Origin of the sequence: uncultured Phenylobacterium sp. (genome assembly GCF_902826855.1) — a bacterium.
In the GTDB taxonomy this organism is placed as follows: domain Bacteria; phylum Pseudomonadota; class Alphaproteobacteria; order Caulobacterales; family Caulobacteraceae; genus Phenylobacterium.
On sequence record NZ_CADEGK010000176.1, the window covers coordinates 1 to 9,592 of the forward strand.

Sequence of the window (9,592 nt, forward strand, 5' to 3'; positions counted from 1 at the left end):
GTCTCGCGTAGCAACTCGACCTCGTGGCGGTCCCGTCCGACGTCGATGCCGGCCATGGCGGGCCAGAACTCCTCAGAAAGCTCCGCCAGGCAGGTCTCGTCGATCGGCACGATCGGTTTGCGGATGGTGGTCAGCTCGACGCCGATGCGGCGCGCCACGTCCGTCGCGTACCGAGTTTCATCCCCCTCGGCGCGGTCGCCACGGTAGTTTAGCCAGGCCGCCACGCGACCGGTCTCGCCGGTGGCCGCGAGCGCCCCGGCCAGCACCGACGAATCGAGGCCGCCCGACAATTCCACGAGAACCCTGTCGTAGGGTTGGACGAGCGCGGCGGTGCAGGCATCGAGCCTGCGAACAAGCTCAGTTTGCACCTCCCGCAGATCGTGCGGCTGGGGGTCGGCGAACGCCGCGGGCGACCAGATCGCCTCCGTCTTCGGCGATCCCCCACCGATCGCCAGCATCTGTCCGGGCTCAACCACCTGGATGTCGTCGAACAGCGGCGTCGAGGTCGAGGCGTAAGGCACGGCCAACATCCGACCGATGCGTTCCCAGTTCAGGCTCTGGCGACGTGGCCGCATCCAGCGCGGCGCCCGCACCATGTCTGAGGCGACGACGTGAAGGCCATCGCCGAGATCCCAGGTCATCGCTTCCAGGCTCCCGCTCGGGTCGCGATAGACCACGCCGCCGCCATCGCCGGGTCCGGCTACGAGCGCCACGTAGTGCCCCCAGCAGCCACGGCTCAGGCGGACGATCAGATCGCGTGGCTCTCGGACCGTGTCCAACCCGGCTCCGCTTAGCGGTGATAGCGCCAAGTCGGCGCCGGGCATCGGAAACAGGTCGCCTAGGACCAGGCCGCGAGCGCCCGGCATCGGCCGTACCGACAGCGGCTGCGCCGGATCGGTCCAGAGGCTGAGCCCCGCGAACCCCGGGCGCCGACACCAACCGGATTCGGCCTCGAAGCGAGCGCCCATCTCCCGAGCGCGACACGTGGCCTCCGCGTTGTCGGGATGCGACGCCAGGGCGAGATAGGCGCGCCGCATCAGACGACCATGATGGGGCGATAGGCGACGACGTTTTCAGCGGTGTCATCGAGCACCAGGCTCTCCGCTTGCAGCCAGCAGTGCGCCTTGAAGGGCCAGACCGTCACGCCGAACACCCAGTCGTGGGGGTGACCGTGCTGTTGTAGGACACGCCGGAGCATGAACGACCGCAGGAGACATTTTCCCGACACCGGGGCGTAGGGAATCCAGCGCTGGAACCGGTTGAGCGTCTCCTCGAGCGTTGATGTCGCCAGGCGCGCCCGGGGGGCGACCGTTCGGCTCACGATCTGCGACAGCGAGTGGGAGCGGTACGCCAAGGCCACGTCGAGCACCGCCGCTGCGGCCACCGGCGCGTCCCTCCAGGTGGGCGGGCAATAGGCCCGTTCCAAGGCGCTGTCCGTCGGGGGCCAGGCCTTGCGCCGTGGCGCGGCCGGCGGGCCGCCGGAAAGCCGTTGGACGAGACCCGCGGCCTGCAGGTCATCGGCCAGTTCGGTGCTCGAGATGCGAAGCGTGGCGCCGTCGTCGGCGATCTGAAGGTCGGCCGCGCCGCCGGGAACGCAGAGATAGGCGTCCGTCGAGACGTCCAAGAACACAAGATCGTCGTCGACGGCCGTCGCGTGGACGTTGTCGGCGAGAGCCCAAGAGGCGCGGACAGCGGGTTCCAGGGAAATGGTGAGCATCACCTGACCATCCAGACCACGAAGAGACTCCGCCGCCGGCGCTGACCGGCGGCGGAGAATGGCGATCAGCCGCCGAACGGAACTTCGGGATCGCCCTCGTTGTCGTCGCCGAGGATGGCGTTGGTGGCGAGCTTGGCGCCGCCGAGGCAGATGAGGCGCGAGGCGGGAACGGACAAACGCTTGGACATTGTGGTCTCCTGCTTCAGTGAATGCCGCCGTTGCGGCAGAAGCAGTTCGCGCTTCGGCTGTGCTATATTCAAACTATATCGACTCTATACTCTCGGCAGCGTCCTGAGCCCGGATAAGCGACGATGCCACGTCAATGCGCCGGGCGAAGAATGCGCGCAGCTCTTCGCGTATCGCGGTGGCTTCACCCACCAACATCACTCCGGAGAGCTGGCCGAATTCCTCTGGCAGCCGGTCCAGCACCCGAGGCTCGCCGGCGCGAACCGGCGCCAACTGATCGTGCAGACGACTGAGATGCCGCGCCAGTGGCGGGCTCGACCCCGCTGCGAACACCCGGAACAAGCGCTCGCTGGCGAGCACGAACTTGCGTGGTGTGGAATCCTCCCGGTCGCTTGGGATCAAGCGATCGAGGTCAAGATCAGAGATCTGCGCACGCTCGCTGTCACAAGCGATCAAGAGCAGCTCCAGCTGCAGACGGAAGAGCGCGGTGAGGTCGCGCTCGGACAGGGTCTGGACAAAGAACCCCTGGCCTCGGCGGTCCAGCAGCAGGCCCTCACCGGCGAGCCGGGAGAGCGCTTCGCGCACGGGGGTCTGGCTGAGGCTCAGGCGTTCGGCGATGTCGTTCGCCGTGAGCCGCGCGCCGGCGGTGTGCGCGCCGGTGCGAAGCTCCTCCCTCAACGTATCAAGGGCGATCTTGAATGAATCTGCGCGCTTCCTCGCCATGTCGAACTCCAGAACTGGCCGCAGACTGCGACCAAAAGCTTGGAAGTGTCGAGATGTCGTGAAAGTCTAAAATACACATCCGACAATATTCGTCGGATCACCTGTCAAATCGCGTCGTTCAAAGAGCCGCATCGCGCCCGCAACAAAGGTTGATTGGAGTTCTAAGCTTCGCTGGAGATTCGGAACGAATGCCCGGTCTTTGACTCTTGCCCCGTCAATCTGTGTGTATCAATGCGCGTGACGGATTGACGACGACCTAGGGCTGCTCTGAGGATACCCCAAAATGCAGGGTTGTTTGCGTGGTTCGGGCGATGCCGCCTCCGAGTGGAAAAAAGACGCGCGACCGCGACGAGGTGCTGTCCCGTGTCCTGAAGGCCATTCGCCACCACCGGCGGATGACCGTCCAACAGGTGGCTGACCTGATGGATCTGAACAAGCGGACCTACGAGCGCTTCGAGGCCGGCGAGGGCTTCCTGAAAGTGGCGCGCATATTCGACTTCTCGCGCGCGACGGACAGCGACCCCTACGCGCTATGGGCCAGCGTCAAGCTCGGCACGCCTGACTTCGCCCTGGCGTGCATCGACAGCAAGCTGGTGCTCCTCTTCGTGGCGCACGCCCGCGAGCTGTTCCTCCAGGAAGGGTCTGACCTCGCCAGCCTCCAGGCCGCGCCGATCGTCGAGGCGCTGAAGGTGGCCTTCACGATGCTGAGCGCCGAGCTCGACCGTAACCGCGCCCTGGCCAGCCAGTGGCTGGGAAGGCCTGACGGCAAAGACGAAAGCTGATGCCTCCCGGGTGGGGCGCAATCCGACAGTTTCTGACGGCTCGCCCGACATAAAGTGTCATAAAATATAATAAAAACAATCAGTTGTAACGACTCGAATTTCGAGCGATTGTCATTCCAGCAAAGCGTCAGTTCGGTTTAGCGATGCGTGGCGTGCTCGGTCGTCTCACTGCCCTGGCGCTCGGCGCCGTGCTCGGCCTCCAGGTCGCGACCCAATATGTCGCGTGGTCGTTTCGATATGCGCCGCCGCTCGGTCCCGGTTGGCGGGTCGATGCGGAGACGATCGTCTATCCCCCTTGGTCCGTGTTGGCGTGGCGCGCGCAGTTCCTCGGCGAAGGTCCACGCATCTTCTCCGGCGCCGGCGCGCTGGTGATGTTGGGGTTGGCGCTGGGTCTTGGCTTGGGCCTGTTGTTCGATGGCGGCGCGGCGCGGAAGCGTATCCGCGGCTGGGGCGGGCTCGATGAGGCGCGCCGCGCCGGGCTGACGGCGCGCAACGGGTGCGTTGTCGGCGACCTGAATGGCCGGCTCCTGATCACCGCCGACCTTCGGCCGACCCTCGTGACGGGCGGCACGCGCTCAGGAAAAGGGCGCGGGCATGTGGTGCCCAGCCTCCTCTGCTGGACCGAGAGCGTCATGGTCCACGACCCTAAAGGCGAGCTGTGGCAGACGACCGCCGGCTGGCGCTCGACCTTCTCCCACGTGCTGCGCTTCAACCCGCGCGATCTTCACTCGGTTCGCTGGAACCCGCTCGCGGAGATCCGGCCAGGACCTGGCGAACTCGCCCAGGTCCAGCGGCTCGTGGCGATCCTGTCCGATCCCGGGGGTGTCCGGGACGAGGAGGCGATCTGGGACAAGTCCGCGTCGGAGATCCTCGAGGCCGTGGTCCTCCATGTCCTTTACGTCGCCGACGACGGCGCCAAGTCGTTGCTGAAGGTTCGCGAACTGCTTGCGGATCTCGACGAGGCCGCGGATGTCATGCTGCGGACGCTGCACCGTCGCGGACAGGACGGTGAGCCGGAAACACACCCGTTCATCCGCACCGCCGTGAAGGGCTACGCGGCGATGCACGACCGCTTTCGGACCTCGGTGCAGGGCACCGCGCGCTCTTATCTCAAGTGGCTGGCCGGGGAGGATCTTGAGCGGGCGCTGTCGGACTCCGATTTCGTCGTCGGGGATCTGATGTGCGCCAAGGCGCCGGTGAGCCTCTACGTCCAGGTGGCCCCCGCCGACGCCTCGGCGCTGAAGCCGCTGGTGCGACTGCTGTTCTACGCGGCCGCCCAGGCCCTCACGGCGCATGAAAAGGCCGATGCCTCGGGGCGTCTCAAGCGCCACAAGCTGCTCATGGCGATGGATGAGTTCCCGCTGCTGGGGCGGGTCGAGTTCTTCGAGAAGAGCCTGCGCCTGATGAGTGGCTATGGGCTCAAGACGATGTTCGTGGCCCAGAGCCTGAACGACATCGTCGAGACCTACGGGCCCAACAACACGATCCTCGACAACTGCCACGTGTTCACGGCCTTCGCCGCCCTCGACCCGTTGACCCAGGACAAGGTCTCGCGGCTCACGGGGACGGTGGCGGAGACGCGGACGAGCCGCAGCGGCCCGGCCGGCCTGGCGGCGGGGCGCAGCTCGATCTCGCGTTCGGAGGTGGAGCGGCCACTCCTCGAGCCCGGCGAGATCCGCGCGTTGCCGGACGAGGAGCAGCTGGTCTTCGTGGCCGGCCACAGGCCGCTGCGCACGCGAAAGGTCCGCTACGACGCGCGTGAGCCCTTCCGTCGTCGCGCGGCGATCACCGCGCCGAGCGGCGACCTGGATACGCCCGGCCGGCCGACGCACCCCTGGGCCGGGCGCCGTGCCCTGGGCGAGGACCCCGCGGCCGTGCTGCCGCGCTTCAAGGAGGCGGTCGCCGCCATGGATGACAAGAAGGCCGCCGCCCGCGTCGCGGAAATCTATCAGAAGGCGGCCGAGGACCTGGCCGCCCAGGACGCCGTCTTGGACCATCTGCAGGGAGGTCGCCGTGGCCAGAGCTGACGAGAGACCGACGCCGCGGGTGCAGGTCTATTTCGAGAACCCGAAGACCGAAGTGGCCCTGCGGCGGGAGGCGCGCGCGAACAGGATGACGCTGAGCCGCGCCGCGGAAAGCGCGATCGCGCGCGGCCTGCAGCGCCGGCCGGCCGCCGACCCGGACGATCGTCTGCTCTCGCTGGAGCGGGGGCTGCGCGATCACATGCGATCGACGGCGCGCGACATGACCATCATCCAGGAGCTGCTCGTCGAGTTCGCCCGCGCCTTCTTCACGCGCCTGCCGGACAATGCGGCGGATCAGGACCCGCTGGTCCGCGCGGCGGTTGAGGCGAGGATCGAAAAACTGCTCGACGCGGCGGCCGCGCGCATGATCGCCGGGCGCCCCTTCGTGGGCGATGAGGCGCAGCCGGCCGCAGAGACGCGAAGCTTTGTGGCGGCGGCCGAGTGAACGCCGAGGCGCTGGCCGTCGCGAGAAAGCGCGAGGCCCTCGACCACGCTCTGGGCCAAGACATTCTGGGCGCGCTCGCAGAGCCCCTGGTGGTGGAAGTTCTGGCGAACCCGGACGGCCGCCTCATCGTCGACCGCCTGCGCCACGGCCGCGCGGACAGCGGCGTCCAGCTCACGATCCCGGCGCGGGAACGCGTGATCCGCCTGGTGGCCGACTATGTCGGCGAGCCCATCACGCGCGACGACCCTCGGCTCTCCGGCGTCCTTCCCACCGGCGAACGCTTTCAGGGTTTCCTGCCGCCGGTTTGCGCGCAGCCCGCGTTCTCGATCCGCAAGCGCCCGGCGGTGATCTGGGGACTCGGCGACTACGTGGCCTCCGGCGTGATGTCCGACCGTCAGGCGCAGGCCCTGCGATCCGCAGTGCGGGAGCGCCGAAACATTCTGGTCTCAGGCGGCACAGGCTCCGGCAAGACCACCTTGGCGAACGCGCTGCTGGCTGAGCCGGAGTTCGCGAACGACCGGGTGTTCCTGATCGAGGACACGCCGGAACTGCAGTGCTCAGCCTGGGACCTCGTCGGCGTGCTCACGCGCCGCCATCCCCGGCCGATCTCCGTGGCCGACCTCGTTCGCGATGCGCTGCGCATGCGACCCGACCGCATCGTGGTCGGCGAGATGCGCGACGGCGCCGCGGCGCTCGAAGCGCTCAAGGCCTGGAACACCGGCCATCCCGGCGGGGTGTCCACCATCCACGCAAACTCCAGCCACGAAGCCTTGATGCGTCTGGAGGACCTCCTGCGCGAAGTGCTGGCGATGCCGTCCGCGCGAATAATCAGCCAGGCCGTGGACCTCATCGTGCACATCGCACGGCGGCCCGCGGGCCGTGTCGTCGAGTCCGTCACCGCGTTGGACGGGTTGGATGCGTCAGGCGCCTATCGGGTCGGCGAGGTCGAATAGGGCGGCCACACGACGCGCGGCCCATCGTGCCGCTGGCGTCCCATCGAGAACCCATTGAACAGGCTTGGATTCTGACCATGAGCCACAAGTCACCAACAACGTGGCGGAAAGTCCTACGCAAGTCGCAAGCAACATGCCCACAACGCACGGGTATGTTGCTGATAACGTGCGCAAAGTTTTACGCACAGGCCTGTTGACAACTTGAACTCAGGCGCGTTTCTATTACAATCAGAGCGCGATATTGCGCTGAGGATTGCACGAATGCGCAAGGAACTCTTACGCGGCCTCTCGGTCGCGACGGCCCTTTGCGGCCTTGTCGTCAGCACGCCGGCCTTGGCCGGGGGCGCCGGCATGCCCTGGGAGGGCCCGCTCCAGCAGGTCGTCGAGTCGGTGACGGGTCCTGTGGTGCAGGCGGCGGCGGTCATAGCGGTCTGCATCTTCGGCGGTGGCATCGCCATGAGCGAAAGCGGCTCAGCGATGCGCCGCGGGGTCGGCATCCTGTTCGGCCTCTCCATCGCGTTCGCGGCCTCCACCTTCTTCCTGGACTTCTTCGGCTTCGCCGGCGGCGCGGAGATCGGTTGATGGACGATCTGCATCGCGAAGGCTGGGAGCTGCCCGTGGCCCAGGGCCTCGCCGAGCCTCTCCTCCTGGCAGGCATGCCACGGGACTACGCCATCCTGATGGGCACGGTGGCTCTGGTGCTTGGGCTGGCGCTTCGCATCTGGTGGCTGGGTCTGCTGTGGTGGGTGTTCGCCCACGCGCTCGGTCTGTTCGTGGCGCGCTCCGACAAGCGCTTCTTCGACGTCCTGCGCCGCCACCTCGGCCGCGCCGGCCACCTGGACGCGTGAGGGCCACGATGCGCTTCCTCGACGAAGCCCGCCGCCGCCCCGCCTGCCTCGCCGACCACCTGCCCTGGGCCGCGCTGGTCGCCCCGGGCGTGATCCTCAACAAGGACGGGTCCTTCCTCACCGCGATCCGGTTCCGCGGGCCGGACCTGGAGTCTTCGACCGAAGACGAGCTGATGGCGGTGCGGGCGCGGCTCAACAACGCGCTGCGGCGCCTTGGAACGGGATGGTGCCTGCACGTCGACGCGTGTCGTCGCCCCGCCCACGACTACCCCGCATCGGACATCGCGATCCCGGCCGCCTGGCTGGTGGATGCCGAACGCCAGGCGGCGTTCGAGCGCGCAGAGCCCGCCTTCGAGACGGACTACAACCTCGCCCTGACCTGGCTGCCGCCGGCCGAAGAGACCCGGCGGATCGAACGGCTGCTGTTCGACGGGCTGGGTCGCGCCGACCGCGACTGGCGCGCGGCGCTGGAGACCTTCCAGCGCGAAGCCGGTGCGGTGCTGGACCTCCTGAGCGACACGCTGCCGGAAGCGGCGCGCCTTGACGACGAGGCCCTGCTGACCTGGCTGCATGCCTGCGCATCCACCCGCACCCATCGCGTCTCGCCGTGCGAGGTCCCGACCTTCCTCGACGCCGCCCTCGCCGATGAGCCGCTCGCCGGCGGTCTCGCCCCGCGCCTGGGCGACAGTGTGCTGAAGGTCGTATCGGTGCGCAGCCTTCCGGCCACCACGCGGCCCGGCCTGCTGGACGGGCTGTCGGCTCTGCCGTTCGCCTATCGATGGACCGCGCGCTGGATCGGCCTCGACAAGGCCGACGCCGAGCGCGAGATCCTGCGGCTGCGCAAGCGCTGGTTCGCGAAGCGCAAGGGGGTCGGCGTCCTCCTGCGGGAGGCGATCACCAAGGAGGAGGTTCCGCTCCTCGACACCGACGCGGCCGGCAAGGCCGAGGAATGCGACGGCGCTCTGGCGGCCCTGGGCGGAGATGCCTGCGCCTTCGGCTACCTGACCGTCACCGTGACGATCCTCGACGCGGACCCGGGGCTCGCGGCGGAGAAGGCGCGGGCGGTCGAGGCCGCACTCAACGCGCAGGGCCTGGTCGCACGGACCGAGGAGCTGAACGCCGTCGAGGCCTGGCTCGGGGCCTTGCCCGGCGAAGCCTATGCCGATGTCCGGCGCCCGCTCGTCAGCACCCTCAATCTCGCTGACATTCTCCCGGTCTCGGCGGTGTGGGCCGGCCCCGCCCGCGACGCCTGCCTGAACGGGCCGCCGCTGGCGGTGGCGCGAACGACCGGATCGACCCCCTTCCGCCTCGTCCTGCATGTGGGCGACGTGGGCCATGCGATGGTGGTCGGTCCCACCGGGTCGGGCAAGAGCGCACTCCTGTCGTTCCTCGCCCTGCAGTGGCTACGCTATCCCGGCGGGCGGGTGGTCTTCCTGGACAAGGGGCGCAGCGCGCGCGCCGCCACCCTGGCCGCCGGTGGAGCCTGGCGGGCGCTAGAGCCCGGCGCCGATGTCTCCCTGCAGCCGCTGGCGCGCATCGATGACATGGCTGAGCGGGCCTGGGCGGCGGGGTGGATCGAAGACGCCATTCGCACGGCCGGGGTCGAGATCGCGCCGCGCCTGCGCGAGGAGGTCTGGGCGGCGCTCGGCGCCTTGAGCGAAGCCCCGCCGACCCAGCGTTCGCTGACCGTGTTCTGCGCCCTCGTTCAGGATCGCACGGTGGCCGCCGCACTCGAACCCTGGACCCTGAAGGGCCCCCACGGAGCGTTGCTCGACGGGGTGGCCAGCGACCTGGCGCTCGGCGCCTTCGACACCTTCGAACTCGAGCACCTGATGGCGACCCGCTCGGTGCTCGGCCCTGTTCTCGCGGCGCTCTTCCACGACCTCGAGCGCGGCTTCGACGGGCGACCCACGC

General features: G+C 68.4%; 11 protein-coding genes. 7 read left to right on the forward strand and 4 right to left on the reverse strand.

Translation table 11 applies throughout. The features are described 5' to 3' along the window. The 4 genes from QZV94_RS19490 to QZV94_RS19505 form a co-directional block, all read right to left on the reverse strand. The coding region (locus QZV94_RS19490; RefSeq protein ID WP_293680661.1) for an asparagine synthase-related protein at positions 1 to 713 on the reverse strand (713 nt) is incomplete at its 3' end. A 323-nt stretch (positions 714 to 1,036) separates the two neighbouring features. Then, positions 1,037 to 1,717 carry a lasso peptide biosynthesis B2 protein gene (locus QZV94_RS19495; RefSeq protein ID WP_293680664.1) on the reverse strand — a complete coding sequence of 227 codons (681 nt, stop codon included), beginning with the start codon at positions 1,715 to 1,717 and terminating at the stop codon, positions 1,037 to 1,039. 65 nt (positions 1,718 to 1,782) lie between these two features. Beyond that, complete coding sequence (locus tag QZV94_RS19500; RefSeq protein WP_293680667.1) at positions 1,783 to 1,905, reverse strand: hypothetical protein; 123 nt, start codon at positions 1,903 to 1,905, stop codon at positions 1,783 to 1,785. A gap of 73 nt (positions 1,906 to 1,978) precedes the next feature. Beyond that, positions 1,979 to 2,626, reverse strand: coding sequence for a GntR family transcriptional regulator (locus tag QZV94_RS19505; RefSeq protein WP_293680670.1), 648 nt, complete (start codon positions 2,624 to 2,626; stop codon positions 1,979 to 1,981). A gap of 353 nt (positions 2,627 to 2,979) precedes the next feature. Here QZV94_RS19505 and QZV94_RS19510 point away from each other — a divergent pair, with 353 nt between their 5' ends. The 7 genes from QZV94_RS19510 to QZV94_RS19540 all read left to right on the forward strand — a co-directional run. Next, positions 2,980 to 3,408: a helix-turn-helix transcriptional regulator gene (locus tag QZV94_RS19510; RefSeq protein WP_293680673.1), complete on the forward strand. Its 429-nt coding sequence runs from the start codon at positions 2,980 to 2,982 to the stop codon at positions 3,406 to 3,408. Between the two features lie 152 nt (positions 3,409 to 3,560). Then, entirely contained in the window at positions 3,561 to 5,435 is a 1,875-nt protein-coding gene (locus tag QZV94_RS19515) for a type IV secretory system conjugative DNA transfer family protein (RefSeq protein WP_293680676.1), read from the forward strand. Positions 5,436 to 5,454: 19 nt separating this feature from the next. After that, on the forward strand, positions 5,455 to 5,877 hold the full coding sequence (locus QZV94_RS19520) for a hypothetical protein (RefSeq protein WP_293680679.1): 423 nt from the start codon (positions 5,455 to 5,457) through the stop codon (positions 5,875 to 5,877). After that, on the forward strand, positions 5,874 to 6,830 hold the full coding sequence (gene trbB / locus QZV94_RS19525; protein ID WP_293680682.1) for a P-type conjugative transfer ATPase TrbB: 957 nt from the start codon (positions 5,874 to 5,876) through the stop codon (positions 6,828 to 6,830). Before QZV94_RS19520 ends, trbB begins: the two co-directional genes overlap by 4 nt. Before the next feature lie 261 nt (positions 6,831 to 7,091). Next, complete coding sequence (locus tag QZV94_RS19530; RefSeq protein ID WP_293680685.1) at positions 7,092 to 7,412, forward strand: TrbC/VirB2 family protein; 321 nt, start codon at positions 7,092 to 7,094, stop codon at positions 7,410 to 7,412. Continuing rightward, positions 7,412 to 7,678: a VirB3 family type IV secretion system protein gene (locus tag QZV94_RS19535; RefSeq protein ID WP_293680688.1), complete on the forward strand. Its 267-nt coding sequence runs from the start codon at positions 7,412 to 7,414 to the stop codon at positions 7,676 to 7,678. The genes QZV94_RS19530 and QZV94_RS19535 overlap by 1 nt, the downstream gene beginning before the upstream one ends. Before the next feature lie 8 nt (positions 7,679 to 7,686). Next, on the forward strand, positions 7,687 to 9,592 hold a 1,906-nt coding region (locus QZV94_RS19540; RefSeq protein ID WP_293680691.1), incomplete at its 3' end, for a conjugal transfer protein TrbE.